The organism is Brevundimonas sp. UBA7838, from assembly GCF_002500885.1.
In the GTDB taxonomy this organism is placed as follows: Bacteria; Pseudomonadota; Alphaproteobacteria; order Caulobacterales; family Caulobacteraceae; genus Brevundimonas; species Brevundimonas vesicularis_C.
In genome coordinates, this window is sequence record NZ_DLTK01000127.1 from 32,499 (window position 1) to 58,221 (window position 25,723).

19 protein-coding genes and 1 tRNA gene are annotated in these 25,723 nt (G+C 65.4%); 10 read left to right on the forward strand and 10 right to left on the reverse strand.

The features are described from left to right. Window positions 1–81: 81 nt before the first annotated feature. From B3T77_RS12305 to B3T77_RS12315, 3 genes are all read right to left on the reverse strand, one after another. The gene (locus tag B3T77_RS12305) at window positions 82–558 is read right to left on the reverse strand and encodes an Hpt domain-containing protein (RefSeq protein ID WP_292079917.1); all 477 of its coding nucleotides are present in this window, start codon (window positions 556–558) and stop codon (window positions 82–84) included. 61 nt (window positions 559–619) lie between these two features. Beyond that, window positions 620–1,372, reverse strand: a complete 753-nt coding sequence (locus tag B3T77_RS12310; RefSeq protein ID WP_156146818.1) for an NAD kinase — start codon at window positions 1,370–1,372, stop codon at window positions 620–622. Between the two features lie 73 nt (window positions 1,373–1,445). Further along, a complete protein-coding gene (locus B3T77_RS12315) occupies window positions 1,446–2,570 on the reverse strand; it encodes a DUF2336 domain-containing protein (protein WP_292079918.1) in 1,125 nt (374 codons plus the stop codon). 173 nt (window positions 2,571–2,743) lie between these two features. On the opposite strand from B3T77_RS12315, the gene B3T77_RS12320 reads away from it, so the two are divergent. From B3T77_RS12320 to B3T77_RS12335, 4 genes are all read left to right on the forward strand, one after another. Then, complete coding sequence (locus B3T77_RS12320) at window positions 2,744–3,508, forward strand: class II aldolase/adducin family protein (protein ID WP_292079919.1); 765 nt, start codon at window positions 2,744–2,746, stop codon at window positions 3,506–3,508. Window positions 3,509–3,543: 35 nt separating this feature from the next. Continuing rightward, on the forward strand, window positions 3,544–4,278 hold the full coding sequence (locus B3T77_RS12325) for a hypothetical protein (RefSeq protein WP_292079920.1): 735 nt from the start codon (window positions 3,544–3,546) through the stop codon (window positions 4,276–4,278). A gap of 111 nt (window positions 4,279–4,389) precedes the next feature. Then, window positions 4,390–5,493 (forward strand): efflux RND transporter periplasmic adaptor subunit, encoded by a 1,104-nt coding sequence (locus tag B3T77_RS12330; protein WP_055754844.1) that lies wholly within the window; start codon window positions 4,390–4,392, stop codon window positions 5,491–5,493. Continuing rightward, window positions 5,493–8,699, forward strand: coding sequence for an efflux RND transporter permease subunit (locus B3T77_RS12335; RefSeq protein WP_055754845.1), 3,207 nt, complete (start codon window positions 5,493–5,495; stop codon window positions 8,697–8,699). Before B3T77_RS12330 ends, B3T77_RS12335 begins: the two co-directional genes overlap by 1 nt. Window positions 8,700–8,703: 4 nt before the next feature. Here the strand turns inward: B3T77_RS12335 and B3T77_RS12340 are convergent, their stop codons facing one another. Next, window positions 8,704–9,207, reverse strand: coding sequence for a c-type cytochrome (locus B3T77_RS12340; protein ID WP_292079921.1), 504 nt, complete (start codon window positions 9,205–9,207; stop codon window positions 8,704–8,706). A gap of 151 nt (window positions 9,208–9,358) precedes the next feature. Between B3T77_RS12340 and B3T77_RS12345 the strand changes: the two genes are divergently transcribed. The 3 genes from B3T77_RS12345 to B3T77_RS12355 are packed head-to-tail and all read left to right on the forward strand — an operon-like array spanning window position 9,359 to window position 12,291. Next, window positions 9,359–9,625, forward strand: coding sequence for a FeoA family protein (locus B3T77_RS12345; protein WP_292079922.1), 267 nt, complete (start codon window positions 9,359–9,361; stop codon window positions 9,623–9,625). Beyond that, window positions 9,625–11,493 (forward strand): ferrous iron transporter B, encoded by a 1,869-nt coding sequence (gene feoB, locus B3T77_RS12350; RefSeq protein ID WP_292079923.1) that lies wholly within the window; start codon window positions 9,625–9,627, stop codon window positions 11,491–11,493. The genes B3T77_RS12345 and feoB overlap by 1 nt, the downstream gene beginning before the upstream one ends. A 33-nt stretch (window positions 11,494–11,526) precedes the next feature. After that, window positions 11,527–12,291, forward strand: a complete 765-nt coding sequence (locus B3T77_RS12355) for a prepilin peptidase (RefSeq protein ID WP_292079925.1) — start codon at window positions 11,527–11,529, stop codon at window positions 12,289–12,291. Here B3T77_RS12355 and B3T77_RS12360 read toward each other — a convergent pair. Both B3T77_RS12360 and B3T77_RS12365 read right to left on the reverse strand, forming a co-directional pair. Then, window positions 12,288–12,914, reverse strand: a complete 627-nt coding sequence (locus B3T77_RS12360) for a TetR/AcrR family transcriptional regulator (RefSeq protein ID WP_271041388.1) — start codon at window positions 12,912–12,914, stop codon at window positions 12,288–12,290. The genes B3T77_RS12355 and B3T77_RS12360 overlap by 4 nt on opposite strands. A 21-nt stretch (window positions 12,915–12,935) precedes the next feature. After that, window positions 12,936–13,011: transfer RNA gene (locus B3T77_RS12365), tRNA-Thr, on the reverse strand. A gap of 209 nt (window positions 13,012–13,220) precedes the next feature. Between B3T77_RS12365 and uxaC the strand changes: the two genes are divergently transcribed. The 3 genes from uxaC to B3T77_RS12380 are packed head-to-tail and all read left to right on the forward strand — an operon-like array spanning window position 13,221 to window position 17,605. Beyond that, complete coding sequence (gene uxaC, locus B3T77_RS12370) at window positions 13,221–14,636, forward strand: glucuronate isomerase (RefSeq protein ID WP_292079930.1); 1,416 nt, start codon at window positions 13,221–13,223, stop codon at window positions 14,634–14,636. Beyond that, entirely contained in the window at window positions 14,633–16,102 is a 1,470-nt protein-coding gene (locus tag B3T77_RS12375) for a mannitol dehydrogenase family protein (protein WP_292079932.1), read from the forward strand. The genes uxaC and B3T77_RS12375 overlap by 4 nt, the downstream gene beginning before the upstream one ends. Window positions 16,103–16,105: 3 nt before the next feature. Further along, window positions 16,106–17,605 (forward strand): UxaA family hydrolase, encoded by a 1,500-nt coding sequence (locus B3T77_RS12380; protein WP_292079934.1) that lies wholly within the window; start codon window positions 16,106–16,108, stop codon window positions 17,603–17,605. A gap of 118 nt (window positions 17,606–17,723) precedes the next feature. Here the strand turns inward: B3T77_RS12380 and B3T77_RS12385 are convergent, their stop codons facing one another. The 4 genes from B3T77_RS12385 to B3T77_RS12400 all read right to left on the reverse strand — a co-directional run bounded on the left by B3T77_RS12385 (window position 17,724) and on the right by B3T77_RS12400 (window position 25,713). Continuing rightward, the gene (locus B3T77_RS12385; RefSeq protein WP_292079936.1) at window positions 17,724–20,480 is read right to left on the reverse strand and encodes a TonB-dependent receptor; all 2,757 of its coding nucleotides are present in this window, start codon (window positions 20,478–20,480) and stop codon (window positions 17,724–17,726) included. 207 nt (window positions 20,481–20,687) lie between these two features. Beyond that, complete coding sequence (locus tag B3T77_RS12390) at window positions 20,688–22,139, reverse strand: oligogalacturonate lyase family protein (RefSeq protein WP_292079937.1); 1,452 nt, start codon at window positions 22,137–22,139, stop codon at window positions 20,688–20,690. 26 nt (window positions 22,140–22,165) lie between these two features. Further along, a complete protein-coding gene (locus B3T77_RS12395) occupies window positions 22,166–24,448 on the reverse strand; it encodes a hypothetical protein (protein ID WP_292079939.1) in 2,283 nt (760 codons plus the stop codon). Then, window positions 24,448–25,713: an MFS transporter gene (locus B3T77_RS12400; protein ID WP_292079941.1), complete on the reverse strand. Its 1,266-nt coding sequence runs from the start codon at window positions 25,711–25,713 to the stop codon at window positions 24,448–24,450. The genes B3T77_RS12395 and B3T77_RS12400 overlap by 1 nt, the downstream gene beginning before the upstream one ends. Between the last annotated feature and the right edge of the window lie 10 nt (window positions 25,714–25,723).

Consider the following 25,723-nt stretch of genomic DNA (forward strand, 5'->3'; position numbering starts at 1 on the left):
CGATCCGTCTCAACCGAGCAGGCTCAAAGAAAAAAGGCCCGCCGGAGACGATGGGCCTTTCGCAAACGGCTGGGGGGACGATCAGCCTGCGAGATGGTCTGCGACGCGCGCTTCCAGTGTCTCGGCCAAGGCGCGGCCGGTCGGATGTTCGTCGGTCTTGATCTGGTCGCGGACGACGGCGCGGATGGCGTCGATATGGGCGTCCAGGATGGCGATGGGCGCAGTCATGCGGCGATCGGCGTCGTCCAGCATCTTGCACAGCGAACCGGCGATGCGCGTCACCAGCGGATATTCATAGGTCGTGCCCAAGCCCTTCAGATCATGAGCCCGAAAATATAAAGCCTCGGCGGTGGCGGGGATGTAGCCCTGCTCACGGATGTCGGCCTGCGCCTTGTCCAGCTTTACGATCTCGTCGTTCAGCCACTGGCCGAACTGGGCCGACATGGCTTTCAGCGCCTCCTCAGCCTTGGCGATGGCGTCGGCGTTGATGCCGAAGCCGCCGCCGACCTTGAGCCGCAGCGAGTTGGTCGGAGGGGTGATCTGCGCCGGATTGCTCATGGCGGGCTCCATAGGACGTTCACACCAAGATACGGTAGCGGGCTTAAGAAGCCGTGACCGATCAGTTCGCGAACTGTTCGGCCATCACCCGCTCGTCGAACGACCGGCCCGCATCGAAAAGCATGGTCAGGGTGACATCACGACGCTCGCGCACCTCGACGCGGGCGACGCGGCGGACCTCGAAGTTGTCGGCGGTCGCCGAGACCGGGCGTTTGTCGGCCTCCAGAACCTCGAACCGCACCTTGGCGCCGTGCGACAACAGGGCGCCGCGCCAGCGACGGGGCCGGAAGGCGCTGATCGGCGTCAGGGCCAGGATACGGGCGTCCAATGGGATGATCGGGCCGTGAGCCGACAGGTTATAGGCGGTCGATCCTGCAGGCGTCGCCACGAGGCAGCCGTCGCAGGACAGTTCTTCCAGCCGCACGCGCTCGTCGACGGTGATCCGCAACTTGGCCGACTGGCGTGTCTGGCGCAGCAGCGACACCTCGTTGATGGCCAGGCCGGTGTGCACCTCGCCGCTTTCGGTCCAGGCGTCCATCTGAAGCGGGTGGATGACCGTCCTTTCAGCCGTCGCGATCCGCTCCAGCAGACCGTTGTCGTCGTAGTCGTTCATCAGAAAGCCGACCGACCCCCGGTTCATCCCGTACACCGGCGTGCGCTGGCGCAGGTTGCCGTGCAGGGTTTCCAGCATCTGCCCGTCGCCGCCCAGGGCCACGATCACATCGGCCTCGTCTTCGGGCACGGCGCCATAGCGGGCGATCAAGGCCTTGCGCGCCGCCTGGGCTTCGGGCCGGTCGCTGGCGACGAAGGCCAATCGGGGCGATGACGGCAGGGGAGGAGAGCTTGACTGAGTCACTTGGCGACGTGGCCCGAGCTTGCGCGCAGAGTCAAACGGTCGCGGGCTTGTGCATCATCTGATGGAAGGCGCGAGAGGCGGCGTGCGCGCTCATCGGCGTCGCCTTCCAGCCGCCGTCGGCAGGCATTCCGCCCGAAAGCTTGCGCACCTCGACCAGAAGGGAGGCGAAAACGGCTTTATCCACGCCCACCGCGATGCAGGCCAGGTAAAGCGGCTCGGCGGTCGGCGCGCGGATGGCGTGATGCACCTGAGCCTCGCTGAAGCCGCCCAGCACCGCCAACGTCTGTTCGAACAGTTCGAAACGCTGTTCTCGTAGCGCGCGGACCAGCAGACCGGGGCGCAGCTGGCCGGCGGCTTGAAGTTTTTCCACCAGTCGTCGTTCCGCGTCGATGCGTACGCGATCCTCGGGCATCCGGGCGGACATGGCGCGCCATTCCGGGCTGCCGGCAGCCTTCGCCGCCGCGTCCTGAACCGCCGCATTCAACTGGGCGTCGTCGATGCGGAAGCGTTCGCCGATCGACTGACGCAGAGCCTGGCCGACCCATTGATAAAGCTGCTGAGCCAGTTGTTCGTTCAGCCTGGGGTGACGCGTCAACGGCGCCCGCAGGCCCGCGATGCGGCGCGAATGATCAACCAGCTTGCGCATGGCGTCTTCGCCAATGTCGGCCGTACGGTTGGACGCCAGCGCCGTCATGGTGACGGGTTCGGCGCGATCGACGATCGTGTCCACGACCGGCCGCGCCAGCTGCGGGCGCCGGGCGACGGCGATCTGATGCTCCAGCGTCGCCTCGATCAGCAGGCGTATCAGGTCGGCGTTCTGAAGAAGCGGGCTGGAGGTGATGACCGGGCGGGCGATCTCGATCTCATCCAACGCCAGCATATTGACCAGCGCAGGCGGCGCCCAGTTGACGCCCGCGATCCGTTCGGACAGGGCCAGTCGAATATCCCGCTCGGCCTGGGCTGTCAGAGCGAGGAAAATGTCGCTGAGCAGCGGCGCGACCTTGGGTGGCGGCGGATTGGATTCACACAGCGAGGTGACCTTCAGCAGCAGGCGCTGACGGTCGTCGGCCGAACGGCTGCTGGCCAGCGCCAGAAGCTCAGACACAGTCCGGTCGTCCCAGGCGTCGCGGGGCGGCTCCAGTTGAACGACAGACAAGGCGGCTCCCCGAACCGGCGACGATGCTTAACCATATGCTTGCGTGATGAAGACCGGGTTAAGCAAGGCCGCCGCAGGGGGTGACGTCACGTCAACGGCGGCCTTGTCGGCTTGACGACGCGACCGCGCGGGGTGACGGTTTGTAAAAGCCCATCCAGAGGCAGGAGGAAATCATGGCGGACGGAACCAGTCCCTCGATCAAGTCGCGCGTGTCCGAAGCCGAATGGCAGGTCCGTGTCGAGCTGGCGGCCCTCTATCGGCTGGTCGCCTTGAACGGTTGGGACGACATGATCTTCACCCATATCTCGGCGCGCGTGCCCGGGCCGGAGCATCATTTCCTGATCAATCCGTACGGCTTCTACTTCGACGAGATTACGGCCTCGTCGCTGGTGAAGGTCGATCTGGAAGGGACCATCGTCCAGGACACGCCCTATTTCATCAATCCGGCGGGCTTCACCATCCACTCCGCCGTCCACGCCGCGCGCGAAGACGCCAAGTTCGTCATCCATCTGCATACAGTGAACGGCGTGGGCGTCGCCGCTCAGGCCGAAGGTTTGCTCCCCGTCAGTCAGAACGCCTGTTTACTACAGCATCAGGTTGCGTATCATGGATACGAGGGGTTGGCTCTGAACCATGACGAACGCGAACGTCTGGTCGCCGACCTGGGGGACAAACCGCTGATGCTGCTGCGAAACCACGGCACGCTGGCGGTCGGGGAAACGGCGGCTCAAGCATGGATCGGCATCTTCTTCCTGGAGAGGGCCTGCGCGCAGCAGGTTGCGGCGTTGTCTGGCGGGCGCGAGCACATCTTATTGGCGCCGGACGAAGCGCAGGCCGAGACCAAGGAGCAGGGGCGCGGCATTGGGTTCATCTCGTCGCTGGCCTGGCCGGGCGCTCTGCGACAGCTGGATCGAAAGTCGCCGGGCTACGACGCCTAGTTCCCGTCGTCGCCGGGGCGCTGGTCCTCGCGGCATTGACGCCGGCTGAAGTCGTCGCCGGCGCCTGGACCCAGCCGAAAGGCAAGGGCCAAGCCATCGTCAAATACGAGCGGCTGAGCGCCGACACAGGTTTCGACGCTGGTGGCGAGGAGCGTGATCTGCGCGGCCAGCGGCGCGACGCGACCTTGGGTCTGTTCGCCGAATACGGCGTGTCGGATCGGCTGACGCTGCAGCTCAAGGCGGACTGGCAGGACGGCGAGGACGCCTTCGTCGACTACAGCGGACGCGGCCCAATCGAAATCGGCGCGACTTGGCAGGTCTGGCGCGACGACCTGAACGCCGTCAGCCTTTACGGCGGCTATACCCAAGCCGGGGAGGGGCGCAACGCCGGCTATGCCGCGCCGGGCGTCGGCGATCACGATTGGGAGGCCCGCGTGTCGGTCGGCCGGTCCCTCGGCGAGATGGGCGAGCGCTGGGGAATGGACGGCGCATTCGTCGAGCTTCAGGCCGCACGCCGTCTGCGGGACGGCTTGCCGGATGAAACCCGCATCGACGCCACGGCGGGCACCCGGATCGGCGAGGATTGGATGATGCTGGGTCAGGCGTTCGGCGGCGCGGCCGACGGCGGCGCGCGCTGGCTTTCCGTGGAAGCCTCGGTGGTGCGTGATTTCGGCGCCTGGAGCTTGCAGGCCGGATGGAGACAAACCGTCGCAGGCCAGGAGATCCCCATCAGCCGCGGGCCCGTTCTTTCGATCTGGAGACGATTTTAGGCAAGATTTCCGCGACGGAAAATGTGATCCGGCACGTTACTGATACGTAACATTGCGCGCACTTCATTACCCGGTAATGCATGCGGCGTCCCCTGACCGAGAGACCCCCGCGTGATCAAACGTCACTTCTTCCTCGTCGCCGCCGCTGTCCTGCTTGCCCTGATGGTCGTTGCCGCCATCGTCAAAGTCTCCGCGGGAGATGAAAAGAAGGCGGCAGGGCCGGGCGGCGGTCGCGGACGCGGGGCGCAGCAGGTGTCCGAGGCCGTCGTGGCGCAGCGACCCTTCTCGGATCAAATTCGCGTCTTGGGCGTGGCGCGCGGCGAGCGGTCGGTGAACGTCACCTCTTCGACCACCGAACTGATCACCCGCGTCCTGTTCGCGGACGGCCAGTACGTCTCGGCCGGCGCGCCACTGGTCGAACTCCAAGCGCGTGAAGAAGACGCGGCCATTATCGAGGCTCGCGCCAACGTCAATCAGGCCCAGCGTGAATACGATCGCTACAAGGCCCTGGCCGACCGGGGCGTTGCGCCCCAGGTCATGCTGGAACAGGCCGAGACCGGGTTGGAAACCGCGCGGGCGTCGTTGCAGGCGGCCCAGGCGCGTCGGGGCGACCGGGTGATCCGGGCGCCATTCTCCGGGCGCGTCGGTCTGACGACGGTGACGCCCGGCACGCTGATCAACCCTGGCGCGGTGATCACGACGCTGGACGACACGTCGACGATCCGCGTCGATTTCCCCCTGCCTGAGCGCTATCTGAACCTGCTGCGTCCCGGCGCCCAGCTGACGGCGACGGCAGACGCCTATGGCGACGAGCCGTTCACTGGGCGGATCGCCCTGATCGACACGCGCGTCAACGAAACGACCCGCGCCGCAACCGCGCGCGCGGAGTTCCCCAACCCCGGCGGTCGCATCCGTCCCGGCATGTTGATGCGCGTGGCGGTCCAGCAGGGCCAGCGTCAGAGCGCCGCCGTGCCCGAGTCGGCCGTGCAATATGAAGGCGCCGGCGCCTTTGTCTATCGCATCGCGCCCGGCCAGAACGGCTCCACCGCGCAGCGGGTCGAGGTCGAGACCGGGGCCGTCGAGAACGGCTTTGTTGAAATCCTGTCCGGCATAGAGGCCGGCGACCGCATCGTCGGATCGGGCCTGAACCGTATTCAGCCGGGCGCACCGGTCAGCGTGGGCGGCCAGGGTCGCAAGTCGGGCGCCGCCAAATGATGCTGTCCGATGTTTCGGTCCGGCGGCCCGTCTTCGCGGCCGTCGCGGCCATCGTGCTGTGCGTCATCGGCGCGGCGGCCTTCTTCTTCCTGCCCGTACGTGAACTGCCCGACGTCGATCCGCCGATCGTCTCGGTCAACACCAGCTACGCCGGCGCCTCGGCCGAGGTGATCGAGAGCCGGATCACCGAGCCGGTGGAGCAGCAGATCGCCGGCATCCAGGGCGTCGAACGCATCAACTCGACCAGCCGCGACGGACGGTCCAACGTGAACATCGAGTTCTCGCTGGACCGCAATATCGACGACGCCGCCAACGATGTGCGCGACCGCGTCAGCCGCGTGGTCGGCCGCTTGCCCGATCAAGCAGACCCGCCCGAAGTGGCCAAGGCCGATTCCGACAGCCAGCCGATCATCATCGTCTTCCTGCGCTCGACTAGCATGAACCGGCTGCAGCTAACCGATTACGCTGACCGCTATCTGATCGACCGGATGGCGACGGTGCCCGGCGTGGCCCAGGTCAACATCTATGGCGAGCAGCGCTATTCGATGCGCATCTGGCTGGATTCCGCCGCCATGGCGGCGCGGGGCCTGACGGTCAACGACGTCGAGACGGCCCTGACGAACCAGAACGTCGAACTGCCCGCCGGCTCGCTGGAATCGACGGACAAGGATTACACCGTCCGCGTGGCGCGCACCTACGCCCTGCCGGAAGACTTCCGCCAACTGCCCATCGGCACGCGAGGCTCGGCCTCGGCCTCAGCGACGGTCGCCACAGGCACGGGCAGCGGATCGTCGGCTATCATCCAAGGGCAGCCGACCTATGTGACGCGCCTTGGCGACATCGCCCGCGTCGAGGAGGCGCCGGAAGAAGACCGGCGTCTGTTCCGCGGCAACGGGATGGATCAGATCGGCCTGGCCGTGACCCGTCAGGCGCAATCCAACGACCTCGCCATCTCGGACGGCGTCCACAAGATGATCGAGGAAATCCGGCCGACATTGCCGCCGGGCGTGACCATCGAGGTCGGATCCGACAACTCGGTCTTCACCTCGCACGCAATCGACGAGGTCTGGATTACCATCGGCATCTCCATGGCCCTGGTGGCCCTGGTGAACTTCATCTTCCTGGGCAGCCTGCGAGCCGCGCTGATCCCGTCCATCGTGGCGCCGATCTGTCTGCTGGCGACCTTCATCGTCCTGGCCCCGCTGGGTTTCTCGCTGAACCTTCTGACGCTGCTGGCCCTGGTGCTGGCCATCGGCCTCGTGGTCGATGACGCCATCGTGGTGGTTGAGAACATTCAGCGTCGTCTGGATCTGGGCGAGCCGCCTCTGGTCGCCGCCGAACGCGGTGCGCGCCAAGTCTTCTTCGCGGTCGTGGCCACCACCATTGTGCTGCTGTCGGTGTTTGCGCCACTGCTGTTCCTGCCGGGCTATGTCGGACGTCTGTTCGTCGAACTGGCTGCGGCGATCGCGGCGGCCGTCGCCTTTTCCGCCTTCCTGGCGCTCAGCCTGTCGCCGATGCTGGCCTCCAAGATCCTGCGACCCGCCCATGGCGGCGGCTGGGTGGCGCGCAAGGTCGACTGGGGTATGGACAGGCTGAAGTCGTCCTATGGCCGGTCGCTGGACATGCTGTTGGGCCGTCGCATCGCGGTGATCGGCGTCGGCGCCCTGATCCTGCTGGTCGCAGCGGGGGCGGGCGGCATCTTCCTGACTCTGCCCAACGAACTGGTGCCGGACGAGGATCGCGGCCGGGTCACGGTGCGCGTCGCCGGCCCCGAGGGCGCGGGCTTCGACTATACCCGCAAGATCATGCTGGGGCTGGAGCCTCTGCTGGCTGAATACAAGACGAGCGGCGAGGCCGACAGCTATCTGGTGTCCGCGCCCGGCTTCGGCGGCGGCAGCTTCAACTCCGGCAACGCCGTCCTCACGCTCGCCGACTGGTCCAAGCGCGACCGCTCGGCGGCCGAGATCGCTCAGGAACTGAACGGCAAGCTGCGAGGCCAGACGGGCGCCCAGGTCAACGCCTCGACCCCCGGCGCCTTCCAGCGGGGCGGCGGCAACTCCAACTCCATCGAGCTGATCGCGACCGGCAGCGACTATCAGCAGATCTACGCCTGGCTTCAGCCCATGCTGGCCGCCGCCCAGGCCAACCCCGGCTTCTCGCGTCCACGCTTGAACTATGAGCCGAACTCCCCGCGTCTGCTGGTCGATGTCGATCCGCAGAAAGCTGCCGCGCTGGGCGTTTCGTCCCAGTCGATCGGCCGCACGCTGGAGACCATGTTCGGCTCTCGCCGCGCCACGACATACATCAAGGGCGGTCAGGAATACGATGTCATCCTGCAGACTGAGCGCGACAATCGTCGTGAGGTCGCCGACCTAGAAGCCCTGTACGTCGCGACCGGGGGCGGCCAACTGGTGCCGCTGTCGGCCGTGGTCACGACCAAGACCAGCGGCGACACGCCGGACCGTCGCCGACTGGACCGACAGCGCGCGATCTCCCTGCAGGCCGACCTCAATCCCGGCACCACGATCGACGACGCGATCCAGTTCCTGAACGCCGAGGCGGCCAAGCAGCCGCAAGGCGCCGTCGTCACCCAGTGGGGCGGGGCGGCGCGCGACCAACAGGAGGCGGGCGGGGCCGTGTTCGCGGCCTTCGGCCTGGCGTTGTTGCTCGTCTTCCTGGTTCTGGCGGCACAGTTCGAAAGCTGGATCACGCCTGCGGTCATCATGCTGACGGTGCCGCTGGCGGCGGCGGGCGGGCTTTTCGGCTTGCTGATGGCGGGCTCCAGCCTGAACATTTACAGCCAGATCGGACTGATCATCCTGATCGGGGTGGCGGCCAAGAACGGCATTCTGATCGTCGAGTTCGCCAATCAGCTGCGCGACCAGGGCCGCTCGATCCGTGAGGCGATCATCGAGTCGTCGTCCTTGCGTCTGCGTCCGATCATCATGACCTCGATCGCAACCGCCTTCGGCGCACTACCGCTAGTGCTGTGGCAAGGCGCAGGCGCCGGCAGCCGTCAGACGATCGGCGTGGTGATCTTCACCGGCGCCATCTTCGCCACCGTCCTGACCCTGTTCGTGGTCCCGGTGATCTATGGCGTTCTGGCTCGCTTCACCAAGTCGCCGGAATGGACCGCCCGCAAGATCGAGGAGTGGGAAGCCCAGGAACTGCGCGAAGGCGGCCCCAAGGAACTGCCCGAGGCCTGACGGATCAGGAGGCGGGCGCCGGCTCTGGCTTGTAGCCCGTCTCCACCTTCAGGAAGGCGATCACGTCGCGGCGATCCGTGGCGTCGGGCAGGCCCGGGAAGGTCATCTTGTTGCCGGGCAGGAAGGTGCGCGGGTTTTCCAACCAGTGATCCAGCTTCTCGGCGTCCCAGGTGAAGGTCGCCGTGCGCATGGCGTTGGAATAGTTGTAGCGCGGACGATCGCCCGCCTTGCGGCCGAACACGCCATACAAATTCGGACCCGCCATGTCCGGGCCGCCTTCGCCGATGGTGTGGCAGGCGCGACAACGCGCAAACGCCCGACGCCCGTTCTCGAGATCGCCCGCATTGTAGGGGGCGGGCAGGGAGGCCAGCAGTGTCGCCTTCTCCGCATCCGTCAGCACGTGAACTGGCGCGGCAGGCGTGGTTGCGGACGGCTCTCCCTGGCCACAGGCGGCCAGGGTCAAAAGCGGGGCCAGAAGAAGTGGGGCGACGAGGGCGTGGCGTGTCATGGCGGCTTCCTGTTTGCCTTGTGATAGCGCAACGCACCGGCGCGGCAATTGGTCAAGCTGTCCTGCTGGACGTAGCCCCCTCGCACCTGATAATCAGTGTCAAAGAAACGCGGAGCCGTGGGGGAGCGGCCTCGCCCGTGCGAGCGTAGAATTGACCAACACCATCAAGTTGAGCCAGGCCCGACGCGGCGATCGCGGCGTCATCGTTCAGGTGGGCGCCCATTGTCACCATCAGGGCGAGGCGGTCGAACTGGAACGCCGTCTGCTGGAACTGGGCTTTGTCGAAGGCGCGCAGATCGAACTGCTGCACGAGGGTCTGTTCGGACGCGACCCCATCGCCATGAAGGTGGACGACATGCGCGTGGCCCTGCGTCGTCACGAGGCGGAAAGCCTGTCGATCCGGCTGGGCGCCGCCTGATGGACATTGCGCTGAAGACGGCTCGTGTCGCGCTGGTCGGCAATCCCAACAGCGGCAAGACCGCTCTGTTCAACGCCCTGACCGGCGCTCATCAGAAGGTCGCCAACTACGCGGGCGTGACGGTCGAACGTAAGGAAGGCCTGATCCGCGCCGCCTCGGGTCGCACGATGTCGGTGCTGGACCTGCCCGGCACCTATTCCCTGCGCGCGCGTAGCCCGGATGAGGAGGTCACGCGCGACGCCGTTCTGGGGCGATTGGTTGGCGAGACGCCGCCCGACGTGGTGGTCTGCGTCGCGGACGCCACCAATCTGCGTTTGGTCCTGCGCCTGATTCTGGAGCTGAAGGCCGTCGGTCGGCCGATGGTTCTGGCGCTGAACATGTATGACATCGCCCAGCGCCAGGGTCTGCGCATCGATCTGGAGCGACTGCGCGCTGAACTGGGCGTGCCGATCATCACCACCGTAGCCACGCGCAAGCGCGGCATCGACGATCTGGTCGCCGCCATCGAGGACCAAGCCGCCGTCGCCGCCGCGACCGAAAGCCAATGGCGCAGTCCGGACGCCGCCGAGCTACGAGCCGCCGCCCGCGAGGCCGAGCGGATCATGAAGGCCTGCGTCCGGCCGCCTGAACGGCCCGACACCCTTACCGGCAAGATCGACTCGGTGCTGCTGCATCCGGTCGGCGGGCTGCTGATCCTGTTCGCCCTGCTGTTCGTGATGTTCCAGGCCGTGTTCAGCTGGGCTGCGCCCTTAATGGACGGGATTGAGGCTGGCATTGCCTGGTTGGGCGGCTTGGTCGCCAACGTCCTGCCTGACGGTCTGCTGCAAAGCCTGATCGTTGACGGGATCATTTCCGGCGTCGGCAGCGTGCTGGTGTTCCTGCCGCAGATTCTGATCCTGTTCCTGTTCATCATCGCGCTGGAAGACTTCGGCTATATGGCCCGCGCGGCCTTCCTGATGGACAAGATCATGGGCGGGGCGGGGCTGCACGGCCGGGCCTTCATCCCGCTGCTGTCCAGTTTCGCCTGCGCCATTCCCGGCGTCATGGCGGCGCGGGTGATCGATTCGCGACGCGACCGCCTGACCACCATCCTGGTCGCCCCGCTGATGACCTGCTCAGCGCGCATCCCGGTCTATACGCTGATCATCGCCGCCTTCATTCCGAATGAGACGGTCTGGGGCTTCGCCAATCTGCAGGGCCTTGTGATGTTCGGCCTCTACGCCGCCGGCATCGTCAGCGCCCTGATCGTCTCCCTGCTGATCCGCAAAGTGTTCTGGCGAGGGGCGGTCGAGCCCTTCATGATGGAGCTTCCGGCCTACAAGACGCCGGACCTGCGCAGCGTCGGCTTCAATCTGTGGCTCCGGGCCAAGATCTTCCTGAACCGCGCGGGCCGCATCATCCTGCCGCTCGTGATCATCTTGTGGGTGCTGGCGACCTTCCCCTATCCGCCCGAGAACGCGACCCTGCCGGCCATCGACTATTCGTTCGCGGGCATGATCGGCCGCGCTCTGGAGCCGATCTTCGCGCCCATCGGCTTCAACTGGCAGATGGTGATCGCCCTGATCCCCGGCATGGCGGCGCGTGAGGTTGCAGTGGCGGCGCTTGGCACGACCTACGCCATCGCTGACGCCGAGAATGCGACGGGCCTTCTGGCCTCGACCCTGGCGTCGCACTGGTCGCTGGCGACAGCCTTGTCCTTCCTGGCCTGGTACATCTTCGCGCCCCAGTGCGTGGCGACATTGGGAGTCGTGCGGCGCGAGACCAACTCGCTGAAATGGACCTGGATCATGATCGGCTACATGTTCGGTCTGGCCTATCTGGCGTCGCTGGTGACCTATCATGTGGCGGTGGCGCTCGGAGGCGGCTAAGCCAGAAGGGTTCGCCGCCTTCGGGACGTCCTGATGAATCCTGTACTCGCCGCCGCCGTCATGGGCGGGCTGGGCCTGATCGTCGGCAGTTTCATCGCCGCCGTCAGCGTTCGCCTGCCGCGCGACGAGGACATCGTCGTCGCCCGCTCGCGATGCCGGGGCTGCGATCAGACACTACGCCCTTGGGAGCTTGTGCCGGTCTTCAGCTGGCTTGCCTTGCGCGGGCGGTGCGCGCGATGCCACACACGGATTTCGCCGCGTTATCCGCTGATCGAGTTAGCGTCGGCCGGCGTCGGCATCTGGGCCGGTGTGTGGGGCGCAACAGGCGCCGCCTCGGCATTCATGATCGCCGCCACGGCCGTTCTGGGTTGGCAGCTGTTGCTGATCGCCATCGTCGATGGTGAACACTTCTGGCTGCCGGACAGTCTGACCCTACCCTTGATCTCGACCGGCGTCACGGTCGCCCTGATTCTGGACTGGGGTCTCGGCTTTTCCCATCTGATTGGCGCGGTGGTGGGTTTTGGCGGACTTTGGCTGGTCGGCTGGCTGTACCAACTCGTCCGCAAGCGCCAGGGGCTCGGGGGAGGCGACCCCTTCCTGTTCGCGGGGGCAGGGGCCTGGGTCGGCTGGATGGGCCTGCCCAGCGTGCTGCTGTGGGCCTGCGCGGTCGGGCTCAGCCTAGTCTTCGGCATTCTGGTGGTCCGGCGCAGCGTCGGCGGATCGGAAAAGCTGCCGTTCGGCGTCTTCCTGGCCGTCGGGATCTGGATGACCTGGCTGTATGGGCCGTTGGGGCTCTAACGTCCGGTCGTCAGCTTCACGATGATGATGGCCGCCGTATCCAGGATGGCTTCGGGCGTATCGGCCCGCCGCAGCAGATCGAAACTGGCCGCCGTCGATTCGGCGATGGAGGCGATCTGATAGGACGCCAGCCGCGGATTATAGTCCTTGGGATGCAGACCGCTGGCGTGAGCCTGGGCCACACGCCGTTCGATCGACAGGTGCAGCCGGCGCAAACGGCGCACCCGGCTTTCGACGAAGGCGGCGTCGCCATTGTCGGCCAGCATGTGTTCGACGCGCAGCACCTGACCGTGGCTGCGCCAGATGGCCATCACGTCCAGAATGAAGGCGCGCGCGATGACGAAGGCCTTATCGCCCGGCCAGTCGGCCTGGAAATGCGCCGCCAGCCCCTGAAAATCCGTCGCGGCGACCTCGCACAACGCCAGAACAGGTTCTTCGACCGTCTTGAAATAGGTGTAGAAGTTGGAAGGCGATACGCCGGCGGCCGAGGCCAGATCGGCGACGCGGATTTCCCCGTAATGCCGCTCATTCAACAGGCGTTGGGTCGCGTCGAGGATCGCCTGGCGGGTTCTGCCGCCTCGCGCACCGATCTTGTGGCCCAGCTTGTTGGTTGTGTCGGCCATGTCCCCGATGGTCGAAAGGCGTGGTGCCGGCTGCAGGAATCGAACCCGCGACATCCAGTTTACAAAACTGGCGCTCTACCAACTGAGCTAAGCCGGCCCGAACGGGCGGTGAGCGGCCCTTATGTCCAGCCTCGCGCCCGGACGCAAGGCGCCAGCGCAGGCTTGCGGAGAATCCGACGTCTCACGCCGAAAACAAGCTGAGGTTCGACGATGGTAACCGGTGTCTTTTTGCGGCCCTTGTTGTAGGCTTGTTGGACCAGATCGAGAGGCGAACCAAGCCTCCGCCACGAGGCAATGAGGAACGCTATGGTTCATCCGCTCAAACTGAACCCGGACCGCCTGTTTCCGGCGGACGCCGACACCCGGGCGATCGCGCGTCGTCTGTATGGTGAGATCAAGGGGCTGCCGATCATCAGCCCGCATGGCCATACGGACCCGAGCTGGTTTGCCTTAAACGAACCCTTCGCCAATCCGGCCGAACTTCTGATCACGCCCGACCACTATGTCTTTCGCATGCTGCACTCGCAGGGCATGGCGATGGAGGACCTGGGCGTGCCGCGCGCCGATGGCGGGCCGGTCGAGACCGATCCGCGCAAGATCTGGCGGCGCTTCGCCGAGAACTACCACCTGTTTCGGGGGACGCCTTCGCGGATGTGGCACGACTGGGTCTATGCTGAGGCCTTCGGCATCGACGTGCGCCTGTCGGCCGAGACGGCGGATCATTATTACGACGTGATCGATGCGGCCCTGAAGACCGACGCCTTCAGGCCGCGCGCCCTGTTCGATCGCTACAATATCGAGGTCCTGACCACGACCGAGAGTCCGCTCGATACGCTAGAGCATCACAGGACCATTGCGGCCTCGGGCTGGAAGGGACGGGTGCTGACCGCCTATCGCCCGGATCCGGTTCTGGATCCCGACTATGAAGGCTTCCGCGACAATCTGAAAATCCTGGCCGAACAGACCGGCCGCGACACGCTAAGCTGGGACGGATACCTGCAGGCCCTACGCGATCGGCGTGCCTTCTTCATCGAAATGGGCGCCACCTCGACCGATCACGGCCACCCGACAGCCTTCACTGCCAATCTGCCCAAGGCCGAAGCCGAGGCCCTGTTCCGGCGTGTCTCGACCGCCCCTGCTAGCGCCGCCGATGCCGAGTTGTTCCGCGGCCAGATGCTGACTGAAATGGCCGCCATGTCGGTCGAGGACGGTCTGGTCTTGCAGTTGCACCCCGGCAGTTTCCGCAACCATTCCGCCACCGTTTTCAACCGTTTCGGCCGTGACAAGGGCTGCGATATCCCGACCCAGACCGACTACGTCCGCGCGCTGAAGCCGCTGCTGGATCGGTTCGGTTCGGACAGCCGTCTGTCTCTGATCCTGTTCACCCTGGACGAAACCACTTACAGCCGCGAACTCGCGCCGCTCGCCGGCCACTATCCGGCGTTGAAGCTGGGGCCGAGTTGGTGGTTCCACGACAGTCCCGAAGGGATGCGTCGCTTCCGCGAACAGGTGACCGAGACGGCCGGCTTCTACAATACGGTCGGCTTCAATGACGACACCCGCGCCTTCCTTTCCATTCCCGCCCGTCATGACGTGGCGCGGCGCATGGACTGCGGCTTCCTGGCCAAACTGGTCGTCGAGCACCGGATGGAGGAGGACGAGGCGCACGAACTGGCCCACGCCCTGACCTATGGCTTGGTCAAGGCGGCGTACAAGCTGTGAGCAGACTGAACCAAGCCGCTCTTAAGGGGCTGGCCGCCGATGTCGCCGTCCCCGGCTACGACCGCGCCCAGGTGAAGACCGGTATCGTCCATCTGGGCATCGGCGCCTTCCACCGCGCCCACCAGGCGGTCGTGTTCGACGATGCGATCAGGTCGGGCGATCCGCGCTGGGGTATGCTGGGCGCTTCGCTTCGGTCGCCCGGCGTACGCGATCAGCTGAATCCGCAGGATGGGCTGTATACCCTGGTCGTGCGTGATGGATCGGACGAGCATCTGCGGGTGATCGGCGCCTGCGCCGGCGTGATGGTCGGGCCGGATGACCCCGCCGCTTTGGTCGAAGCCATGGCTGACGCCGATGTCCATATCGTCACCCTGACTGTGACCGAGAAGGGCTATCGCCTCGATCCGGCGACCGGCGACCTGCTTTTGAGCGACGCTGATGTCTCGGCCGATCTGGTTGAGATCGCCGCGCCCCGTACCGCGCCTGGATTCATCGTCGCGGCGTTGCAGGCGCGAAGGGCGGCGGGGCGGAAGCCCTTCACCGTCATCAGTTGCGACAACCTTCCGCATAATGGCAAGCGGATCCGTGCCGGGGTCATCGCCATGGCGCGCCGGATCGATCCGTCGCTGGCGGACTGGATCGAAGCCGAGGGCGCCTTCCCCCAGACGATGATCGATCGGATTGTCCCGGCGACCACCTCCGACGACATCGTCCGCCTGACCGCGCGTCTCGGAGTCGAGGACCGGGGCATGGTCAAGGCCGAACCCTTCACCCAGTGGGTGATCGAGGACTGGTTCGCCGGCGAGCGGCCCGACTTCGCGTCTCTCGGGGTGCAACTGACCGACGCGGTCGAGCCGTGGGAGGACGCCAAGCTGCGCCTTCTGAACGGCGCCCACTCTGCGATCGCTTATCTGGGCGCCTTGTCGGGCTATGAACATGTCCACGAGGTTGTCGCGGCGCCGGCATTCCGCGCCTATGTCGAGGCTCTGTGGAACGAGGCCGAAACGACGCTGAACCCGCCGCCGGGTCTGGACATCCCCGCCTATCGCGAGGCGCTGATGGCCCGGTTCTCCAATGCGGCCCTGATGCATCGCACCCGCCAGATCGCCATGGACGGCTCGCAAAAGCTGCCTCAGCGCCTGCTGGCCGGCGCCGCCGAACGTCTGGCGGCCGGGCAGGACATTCCGGCCATGGCCTTGGGCATCGCCGCCTGGATGAAGTGGCAGTCGGGCGTAACCGAAACGGGCGAGCAGGTCGTCGTCGACGATCCTCTGGCGGCCAAGACCTGCGAACTGCTGGCCGGCGCCGACACTGATAAGGCGCGCGTTTCGGCCTTGCTGAGCCTGCCCGCCGTCTTCCCGCCCGCGCTGGCCGCTGACGACCGGTTCGCCGCAGCGGTCACGTCCGCCTATCTGTCGCTCAGCCAGAACGGCGCCGCCGAGGCCGCGCGTCTGGTCGCGGAGTAGTCCATGTCTCGCGTCCTGATCCTGAACCCCGCCGACGACGTCGCCATCGCCCTGGACGACCTCGCCATCGGTGATACGCCTGCTGGCCTGAACGCCCCGGCGCGCGCGGACATCGCCACCGGCCATAAGATCGCTCGCCACGCGGTGGACGAAGGCGGTCTGGTCCGCCGATATGGCCAGGTCATCGGACGCGCCAAAACCGCCATCGCCGCCGGCGATCACGTCCATGTTCACAATCTGGCCATGGCGGAAGACGGTCGCGAGGCTGAGGTCGGGGCCGACCTGCGTCCGCCCTCGCTGCTGTCTGGCGCGACGTTCAACGGCATCGTTCGCCCCGACGGCCGCGTCGGCACACGCAACTACATCGGCGTCCTGACCAGCGTGAACTGTTCGGCCACCGTGGCGCGCCGCATCGCCGACGCCTTCCCGGACTCCAGCCTGCCTGCGGGCGTCGATGGCGTGGTCGCATTCACCCATCAGGGAGGTTGCGGCGGCTCGTCACTCAGCAGCGACGTGACGCTGCTGCAGCGGACTTTAGCGGGCTATGCGAAGCATCCGAACTTTCATGCCATCCTGATCGTGGGTCTGGGCTGTGAGGCCAATCAGATTCCCGCTTGGCTGGCTAACGAAGGCCTTCAATCCGGCCCGCGGCTGCGCACCCTGACGATCCAGGAGGCGGGCGGCACGGCCCGGGCGATCGAGGCCGGGATCGACATCGTTCGCGACCTGGTCGCCGAGGCGGCGCAAGTCCAGCGCCAACCTGTTTCCGCATCTCACCTGACTGTCGGTCTGCAATGCGGGGGTTCGGACGGCTGGTCCGGCGTCACCGCCAATCCGGCCTTGGGCGCAGCTGTCGATCTGCTGGTTGCGCACGGCGGCTCGGCCATGCTGTCGGAAACGCCCGAGATCTGGGGGGCAGAACATCTGCTGCTTAGGCGTGCGGCGTCTCAGGATGTGGCGGACAAGCTAAACGCGCGTCTGGCGTGGTGGCGCGATTATGCGGATCGCCATCAGATGGAGCTGAACAACAATCCGTCGCCCGGCAATCTGAAGGGCGGCCTGACGACCATTCTTGAGAAATCGCTAGGTGCGGTGGCCAAGTCCGGTTCGAGCCCGCTGAACGACGTGATCGGATACGCCGAACCGCTTCAGGCCAAGGGCCTCAGCTTCATGGACAGCCCCGGTTACGACCCGTGCTCGGCCACGGGCCAGATCGCCTCGGGCGCCAATCTGATCGTCTTCACCACCGGCCGGGGCTCGGTCTTCGGCGCCAAGCCCGCCCCGTCGATCAAGGTCGCCTCCAACGCCAAACTGGCGAACTGGATGGACGAGGACATGGACATCGACGCCTCGTCCGTCCTGACGGGGACCAGCCTGGCCGAGATCGGCGAGGTCATCTTCCAGAAGATGCTCGATGTCGCGTCAGGCGAGCTGTCCAAATCCGAAGCCCTTGGCATCGGCGACAACGAGTTCGTGCCCTGGCAGGTGGGGGCGTATTTGTAGAGGCGGCGAGGGATCCGAAAACCTCAATCGCCGCCTTTTTCCTGGGGAAAAAAGAAGGCCCGGAGCTGTCCGCTCCGGGCCTTTAGTTTGTCACGCTGGAGGCGTCAGGGAGGGAAGCTCAATACTTCCAGCGCAATCCCACGGCGATCTCTCGGCCGGTGTGACGGTAGTCGGACACGCGGTTGGTCACATCGACATAACGGTCGGTGTAGGCGTCCGTCAGATTGATGCCTTCAAGCGAGAAGGTCAGGTTCGGCGTGAACTCGTAGGACATCGAGGCATCGACATTGGTGGTGTCGTTGACGCCTTCTTCGGAGTTGCCGTTCGCGCCTGGGAAGGACAGCAGATACTGGCTGCGGTGTGCGATCGAGACGCGGGCCTGGAACGGGCCATCCTCATAATACAGGGTCGCGTTGGCGGTGTTCTTCGACTGGCCCGTCAGGCGGTTTTTGCCGGCCGTGCCGTAGCTGACTTCGGAATCAACCCAGGTGACGTTCCCGGTGAAGCCGAAGTTGGACCAAAGACCGGGCAGGAAGGTGAAGGGTTGCTGATACTGGATTTCGATCCCTTTCAGCGCGCCGCCTTCGCCGTTCAGGCGGCGCGTGACCTGGAAGATGTCAGTCGGGCTGGCAGCGCCCTGAAGCAATTCGTTGGGCAGGCCCAGCTGGTTGTAGGGGATGCCGACTGTTTCGGATGTGATGAAGCTGTCGATGTCTTTGTAGAAGACGGCGGCGGCCAGAAGGCCCTCATTCTGGAAATACCACTCGACCGAGAAATCGTAGTTGGTGGCGCGGAACGGGTCGAGAAGCGGATTTCCGTAGGAGACTGTGCGGGTGGTCGGTGAGACGCTGCCGCCCGGGGTCAGATCGCCGAGGGTCGGACGGGACATCACCTTGGCGGCGCCCAGGCGAATCACGACGTCGTCACGCGGCTCCAGCGCCAGGTTGAAGGACGGCAAGACGTCGTCATAGTCGTTGTCGGTTGTCACGTAGTCATAGGTCGTGACCGGCGGCGTCCCGACTGCGATGGTTTGCCAGCCTTTGGCCGTGACCTCGGTCTGGGCGTAGCGGATGCCGGCATTGCCGCGCAGGACCATACCTCCGACAGTCGTGTTGAAGTCGGCTTGGAGGAAGACGCCTTTATCCGTTTCGTCCACTTCACGCTCGCTGCGATTAGGGACCAGGGGATCGTCATAGAAGCTGAGGAAGTCAGCAATCTTTGAAATGTCGGGAACGATGAAGCTGAGATCAGAGCCTGCGCCGGCGCTTACTCCATCCCCGATGCTGACGACGCGTCCGATGCCGTCGACCCCGGTCAGTCGATCGGCGCCGGTCGGAGACGTTTTGGTCCGCGTCAGGCCAAAGGTCTCGAACCCATAGGTGCGATACTCGCCGCCGATCTTGAAGGTCAGGGAGTCGGACCAGTCGTAGGCCAATGAGCCGGCGCCGACCTTGTTGTCAAAGTTGCCGCCGGCGTTGCTGCGCGTCGCATTGACCAGGGTGAAGCGTTGACCCGAAGTGACGTCAAAGCCGTAGTTGATGCGCGGCCGGCGATCGTCCTCACGGAAGTCGAAGGTGTAGCCGTTTACGCCCGCGGCCTCGAAGGCATAGGCGACATTGAGCGGCGTGCGGGCTTCGGATCGGTTGGCGCCGACCTTCAGATTGCCATGCAGGCGGTCGCTGAAATCGTGGCGGACGTTCAGAGAGGCTTGGTAGAAGTTGCTTTCGTTGCGAGTGAAGCCATTCTCGGCGCGCACCAGCATGTTGTCGAAGACGCCGTAGGACAGGATGTTCTTGTCGGCGTCGATCGCATAATCGCGCACGACGACGCTGTTGACGTTGGCGCGACTGAACGACCAGGCTTCGATGTTCGGGCTTTCCAGTTCCGAATTAAACCGCGACCACAGCACGTCCAGCACCGCCTCGGTGCGGTCGCTCGGCCGCCATTGCAGCGCGCCCGTCATGCCCAGGCGGTCTTCCTGAGTATTGCCCAAGGTGTAGCGCGGGATGCGGGGATAGAAGGCGTTCAGAACGGCGTCACGTTGCGCCGTCGTGGTGCAGGGAATGCAGCCGCCGAAGTTCTGGCCGCGCCCATAGGGGTTGCCAGCGGCGTTGACGTTTGACGGGTCGCCCTTTTGCCAACGCGTCGTGTTGAAGCTGCCCAGGATTGGCGACCGCTCGGAATAGGCGATTGACACCAGAGCGCCGAAAGTTCGGTCCTCGTTCGACCAGCTGAGCAGACCCGCGAGCCGCGGTACCGTCTTCTCAGACAGATCATTGTACGAGCCTTGGACAGACAGGGCGGAGTTCAGGCCGCTGCCGCCGAAGTCCAGGGGGCGACCCGTCTGCAGATCGACCGTGGCGCCCAGCGAGCCCTCTTCGATCTCGGCCGATTGCGTCTTGCGAACCTTGATGCTGTTGAACAGTTCGGACGCGAACATTGAGAAGTCGAAGCTGCGGTTGCGGTTGCCGCCAGACGCAGCCTGGGCTTCCAGGCCGTTGATGCGAGTGCGGGTGAAATCGGAACCCAAACCACGCACCGAGATGGTGGTGCCTTGGCCGTTCACGCGGTCGATGGTCACGCCGGGCAGGCGCTGGATCGCTTCGGCCAGGTTCTGATCGGGAAAGTCGGCCATGTCTTCAGCCAGGATGGCGTCCACCGCTCCGGCTTCGCGGCGCTTGATGTTCAGCGCCTGTTGCAGGCTGGACCGGAAGCCGGTGACGACGATTTCATCGACCACGGTTGCGTCCTGGGCGGCGTCTTGCGTGACGGGTTCTGAGGCAGGAACGGCCTGAGCCGCAGCCGCCGACGCACCCATCAGGGCCGCCAGGGATACGCCAACCGCGCACAGAGTCCGGGTGTTGGTCCGTCGCATTCGTTCTCTCCCCATCCCGGCGTCCATCTGGCACCGGTGTCATTTTGTGGCATGCTGTCGCGTATATTCGGATTAGCGACGTGTCGCTTATTGCAACAGCTTCCCGCATTTTGCAACAAGGTGATGTCAAGACCGAGAGATTCCGCCGAGAACGTCGATAAATCCTCGACATCTCAGGCGTTAGGGCTCGAGAAGCTGGCGATGTTGCTAAGCGCTACGATCGACTTCGACAGCATAGACGTGGTTGGCGCCGTGCATGTTCGACACGAAGACGATCCATTTTGCGTCCGGTGTGAAAGTCAGATTCGGCTCAAGCCTGTAGTCGTGGTTGGACAGATCCACGATCCGCTCGGAGCGCAGATATTCGACGAAGATCTGGTTGTCCTTGTCGCTGGACGGATCTTCATCGACGATCGGTTCGGGGCGCAACAGGACGAGCCATTTACCGTCGGGCGCATGAGCGACCATGTCGCCGTCACCGCCGTCGCCAGCAAACAAGCTACCGTCCGGCGAGACGTTGTAATGGACCGACCAGTCATTCTGTTCGACCCGACGATAGACCCGGCGGCCCGTTTCCAGATCGACCGAGGCAACCCAGAAAACCTGACCGCGCGGGGTTTGCAGGTCATAGAGCACCTGTTTGCCGTCCGGGCTGAACCATTCGTGGCCGAAGATCTCGAAGTTCATCGTCCGCTGATGGGTCTTTCTCAGGCCCGTGCCATCGGCGCGGATAGCCCACATTCGATCCACGCGGTGCCAAGGCCCTTCATGGCAAAAGATGATCTGCTGGGGGTCGGTGGGCGAGAACTGGGTGTGGCCGATCCATTCGTTGGTCTTGTGGATCACGCGTCGCTCGCCCGTGGTCAGGTCGATGACGAAGATCTCCATCGGATAGCGCGCGGCCCAGCGTTGAAGCATCCGCACGCCCTTGGCGCGGGCGAAGTTCAGCGGCTTTCCGTCCGGCCCATCAGCTTCGTATTCGGCCTGATCGAAGCGGCGGTTGCGCGGGTCGGGCACGGTCGGCTGGAGCGGTTGGCTGTCATAGGCCACAAAGCCCAGGAGCAGGCTCTCATCGGCATTGACCGAGTTGATTTGACCGTTCGGTATCCGGCCGATCTCGCGACGCTGCCTGGTGTCGACGTCGATGACGAATAGGGTCTTGGCGCGGTCCATCAACTGGCCTTCGCCAGGCGCGGTCACCGAATAATAGACGTTGCGCCCCTTGCGGCCCGTGAACATCAGGTCGGCGTCATGGTCGGGCACCAGAACCTCGACGGCCCAGGTCGCCAGATTGACGGTCGAGATGCCCTGAGGCGTCGAGATGACCATCAGGTCGGCCGCCCCAACCTTCTTGGGCAAGAACATGTTCTTGTAGAAATAGGGCTTTCCGCCCCCACCATCGGGCGAGACGCGGCGGATGCGATGGCCGGTCTTCGGATCGACCCACTCGGTCGGCACCGGGCCGTCCCAGCGCGGCCGCTCGACCGGCGTCTCTTGAGTCGAGGGCGGGGCGGTGTTGGGCGCGGGCCAGACGGGCGTCTGTCCCGGCGCTGGCGGGACGGCCGGCGTGGTCCGCGCCTGAGCGGTCGTCGTGGTGAAGGCGCCGACCGCGGGGGCGCTGAGCAGAGCCTTCAGGGCGGTGCGTCTCGAGGTCGTCATTGGGGCGGTCCTCTCGGTTTTCTTGATTACGGCGCGGGGGTCAGGCCTTCGACACGGACGGTCCAGCCTTCCTTCGGGAAGCCGGGCGCGTGGCCGCTGGACCCGTCCCAACCCGCCGCCATCAGACCGACGGCCATAAGCAGGGATCCGTTGGACGGGAAATAGGTCTCGGCTGCGCGGCGATAGCCCGGACCATCTGGATTGACCGCCATCGTCACGCCGCCGGCGCCGGCCGAGACGGGCACCAGTTCGTCGGCGTGTTCATCCAGGTGAACGCGAGGCGTCATGCCGGTGACGCCCCACTGATTGTTCTTCAGGTCGGCGAACAGCCAGTTCACCGCCTTCTCCGGTTCGCCAAGGCGAGCCGCCGTCATCGCCATCATCGGGAAGTCCCAGCCCCAGGTCTGGCGCACGTCCCAGTTCTGCTCCACAGCTTCAAACGTGCGGCGCATGGCGGTTGGATCGATCCGCGCGCCGGGAATGAAGCCATAGGCCATCAGGAAGGAGGGGTGGTCGCGGTTCTTGCACTGAGCCGCCGCTGCGTGTCGGCGACAGGCGTCGGACATGGCCGTCTCCCAAAAGTCCGGCACGCTCTCGACAGGCAGATACAGGCCGTCCCTCATCGGCGGCGGCGCGATCTTGGCTAGGGCCTGATCCCAGTCGGCGCGGCGGGCCTGACCCTTGCGTTCGCGCCACTGTTGCGCGGTTTGGAGGGCCCAGCGGAAATACTCGACTTCAAACGTCGGGTTCACCGTGGTCAGGGGATCATAATTTTCCTGCGCCGGGATCATCGGCGTGCCCAGGTTCAGCCGGCCGTCGTGTTCGATGGGCCAGGAGGCCAAAAGATCGGCCGTGGCTTCCACCACCTCGCCGTATCGATCCAGCACGGCCGGATCCTTCTCGGCCCGCCAGACCAGTTCGGCCAAAAGGATCGGATGCGGCTGCTGCCACATGATGAAGGGCGAGACGAGGCTGGGGCTGTTGCGGCCCTCGGGTCCGACCATCTTGGGCCACCAGGCGCCCTTGACGTGGTGACGGGCGGCCTCGGCGCGCGCGTTGTCCAGATTGCCGACATACCAGGGCAGACTGCGCTCCAGCATGTCGGCGTGACCCCACATCGCTTGCCAGCCGGAGTGCCAAGGATGCATTTCCAGATGGAACTTGCCGTACCAGCTGTTGGAGAACAGGCCCTCTTCCTGCGGAGGCAGTTCGCCGGTGCCGTTAACGGCCGACAGGTACTGAGACAGGACCACACGCCGCTCCAGCTCGGCTGCGCGCGGGTCGGTTGACCCCGAAAAATCGACGGCGCCGCCCTGGGTCCAGAAGGCGTTCCAGTGTGCGGCGGTCGCCTGGACGCCGGCGGAATAGGCGGGTGTCTTCTCGACGGGCTCCTGCTGATCGAAACGGACCATGACGGTCAGCCGGTCGCGACCGGAGGAGACGACACGGAAGGCGCCGGCGCCGCTCTGTTCGATCTTACCGGACGCGGTGATGCCGGAATAATAGGTGGTGTCGTCCAGGGTGCGGCGAATGCGGACGTCGCCCGTGTCGGAGGCGACGATGCTCAGGCTTTGCGTATCAGAGGCCTCGAACGTCGTCGGGTCGGGATTGATGGCGGGGTTCACGCCAGGATAGCGGACTTGGACGCCCAGACCCTGGGCGGCGACCAAGGGCGAGGCGATCTCGACCATCACCATGTCCAGCGTCGGGTGGACGCGGGTCACGACCTCGACCGGCTGGCCGTCATAGGTGAAACGGCTGGTCAGGGCGCCGGACCACAGGTCCAGCGTCTGGCGCGTGTCGGCGACCTTGGCGAAGTCCAGAGGCTTGCCATCTGCGAAGGTCAGGCCGATGCGGCTGAGCGAGAACCGATGCGGATTGGCCCGCAGCCAGGTGTAGGCGGGTTGGGTTTCCGCCACGTCCCAGGACTTCATCCAGGCATAGGGCTGCTCGCCCCGACCCGGCACGGGCACGTCGATCAGGCCATCCTGTTCGGTATAGCCGTTCGGATTGGGAAAGCTGTGCCAGGCCCACTGGGCCATGGTCAGCAGGGGCGACAGTTCCGAATACTGCTCCGGGAAGGTCTGGAGCCCGGTGATGTCGGCGGTGAAGCCCAGGTCGCCGTTACCCAGCATGATCGGGGCATGTCGGTCGATGGCGGTCAGGCTGACGTTGTGGCGCGTCACCAGGGCGTGCCGGTCTATCGGCGCGGCGGGCGCGACGGCGGCGGTAGGCGTCACCGTCTGGGCGCAGGCGGCCGTGGGGCCGGCGAGCAGGGTGAAGGCGAGGAGGGCGGTGCGCAGGCGCATCAGGCGGCGTCCTTCTTCAGTCCAAGGCCAGCGCCCCTCCAGCCGTACCAGGCGACGACGGCGAAGCAGACGGCGGGTAGCAGGAAGGCGACATTGGCGCCGTACAGGTCGGCGATCTTGCCCATGGGCCAGGGCAGCAGCACGCCGCCGCCGATGGCCATGACCATGAGAGACGAGGCCTTCTTGGTCCCCGCGCCCAGGCCGGTGGTGCCCAGGGCGAAGATGGTGGCGAACATGGTCGACATGAAGAAGAAGACGGCCAGCAGGGCGATGGGCGAGACCTTGTCGATGCCGGCGGCGACAATCAGTGTCAGCACGACATTGATGACGCCATAGGTCGTCAGAAGCACGCGTGGCTTGATCTTCAGCAGCAGGGCGGTGGCGAAGAAGCGTCCGACCAGATAGCCGATGGCCGCCAGCGACAGCATGAAGGCGCCTTGCTGCGAGGTCAGGCCCTGCCAGTTGTGGGTCACCAGATTGATGAAATAGGCGCCGATGCCGACTTGGGCGCCGATGTATAGGGCCTGGGTGATCACGCCGGCGATGAAGTGCGGCTGTCTGGACAGGGGCAGGGCAGGGGCGTCGCCCGCGACCGCGCCGCCATGGTCCGATAGGCCGGTCTCAGGCAGGCGGGCGCGCCAGACGGCGAGGGCGAACAGGACCACGCCCACGGCGATCAGGCCGTAGACGATCTGGATCGAGCGGGTCGCGCCGCCCAGGGCTTCTGTCGTCGTTGGGCTGAAGAAGACCGCGCCGCCGATCAGGGGGCCGAAGAAGACGCCCAGCGCGTTGAACGACTGGGCCAGGTTCAAGCGCTGTGACGCCTTGGCCGGATCGCCCAGGACGTTGACGTAGGTGTCCGCGCTGGTCTCGAGGATGCACAGACCGGCGGCAAGAACGAACATCGAGCCGACGAAGGGCAGGAAGGCGCCGGCGCCCGCCGCCGGGATGAACAAAAGGGCGCCGACGGCGGTGACCGCCAGGCCCGACACGATGCCGAACTTGTAGCCCCGCGCATGCAGCAGCATGCCTGCCGGAATCGACAGCAGCAGATAGGCTCCAAAATAGGCGATCTGCAGCCAGGCGCTGTCAGCCTGGCTGATGCTCAGCGTCTCCTGGAAATGCTTGTTCAGCACGTCCAGCAGGCCGTAGGCCAGGCCCCAGATCAGGAAGCAGGCGATGGCGAAGGCCAGCGGGCCCTTCAGCGACCCGGCGGGCTTGGCCAAGCCCCCGGGGGTGTGGGCGGCGTCGGTCTCGATGACCATGGGGATACTC